The 1,353-nt window shown below is 46.0% G+C and carries 1 protein-coding gene and 1 pseudogene; both read right to left on the reverse strand.

All coding sequences use genetic code 11. The features are described 5' to 3' along the window. Positions 1–414, reverse strand: a pseudogene (locus tag FCH32_RS23095) (hypothetical protein); the annotation flags it as partial. A gap of 74 nt (positions 415–488) precedes the next feature. After that, positions 489–1,331 (reverse strand): DUF6708 domain-containing protein, encoded by an 843-nt coding sequence (locus FCH32_RS23100; RefSeq protein ID WP_174361585.1) that lies wholly within the window; start codon positions 1,329–1,331, stop codon positions 489–491. Positions 1,332–1,353: the final 22 nt, after the last annotated feature.

Genomic DNA, 1,353 nt, shown 5'->3' on the forward strand with positions numbered 1-1,353 from the left:
TAATTTAAAGAAAGATATAAAAAAAGCACAAACTAATAAAGAGCCTAAAAAAATACTCACATCCCATTTAATTACAAAAGGAACTATTAAGTAAAAAAGTATAAATGGTACTAAAAGGAAGGCAAAAATATCACCGCCGCCCCATGAGATCTGATTCTCATAACGGGGGATTTCCAGCCAGATATCATTCTTTTCATTCAGCCAGATGGCATTGGGTTCAACATCGTGTTCCAGCCACTGAACCGGCAGATCCTCCTGCCATCTTTCCGCCTGCGGGATCAGTATGGAACGGCGATAGAAAGGGTTTTTGGGGCGTTGCGTTTCAACGTTTTCTGTATGCTGTTCCTTTTTTTTATTCTCAGAGGCGGAAAGTGATGCGCGGCGTTTTACTTTATTGCCTGGCTTTTTAGCCATAATATTCATTCATCCTTTTACATTAAGCGTTAATGAAAGCACATCCTCACCGTTATATTTATTTTTCCAGTCGCTTACGGTGCCGTCCGTGATTCAACGTCAAGCGCTTCCGGCCAGTGGATATGACCCCATTGCTGCGGGTGTTCTGCAAAACGCGCCGTCTCAGGCACCGGGCGGTGCTGCATATAGTGGCAGCAGTAGCACCACAGCTCTTGCAGCGCCTCTTTATCACCTACCGTCCACGTCAGCGCAAACCGCTCCCGGACATGGTTGGTTCCCGGCTGGCACACCGCGCCGTGCAGCTGGTAACCCTGGTGAGAACGCCCGGCTTCATAGGTGATTTCTCCACGCACGTCATCCCAGTTAAACACCCGGACCTCCACCGGCCAGTCTATCCACGGATTCCAGCTGCTGCGGTGATGTTCGTAAATATAGACTTTCTGCCGCTTACGGTTTAGACGTACGGGCGTACCGCGAGGAGAATGATAGGTCATTCTGACCATAAGCTTAAATAGAGAGAGAAAAAAAAGAAATGCTATAATCGCCACGAGAGTAGCACCGTCCATACCATAGAATATAAATGGTACTAGCAAAAAATAAATCATAAAAAGAACAGAAATAAAGGAAAAAATATTACCCCAACCCCATGAGATCTGATTCTCATAACGGGGGATTTCCAGCCAGATATCATTCTTTTCATTCAGCCAGATAGCATTGGGTTCAACATCGTGCTCCAGCCACTGAACCGGCAGATCCTCCTGCCATCTTTCCGCCTGCGGGATCAGTACGGAACGGCGATAAAAAGGGTTTTTGGGGCGTTGCGTTTCAACGTTTGCTGTATGCTGTTCCTTTTTTTTATTCTCAGAGGCGGGCAGTGATGCGCGACGCTTTACTTTATTACCTGGTTTTTTAGCCATGTGATTATATTCATCCTTTTAC

Source organism: Citrobacter gillenii (assembly GCF_013337685.1).
GTDB lineage: Bacteria > Pseudomonadota > Gammaproteobacteria > Enterobacterales > Enterobacteriaceae > Citrobacter > Citrobacter gillenii.

Bases quoted from the DNA above. Each gene is read 5' to 3' on its own strand.
- FCH32_RS23100 (WP_174361585.1), bottom strand. From the start codon at position 1,331: ATGGCTAAAAAACCAGGTAATAAAGTAAAGCGTCGCGCATCACTGCCC.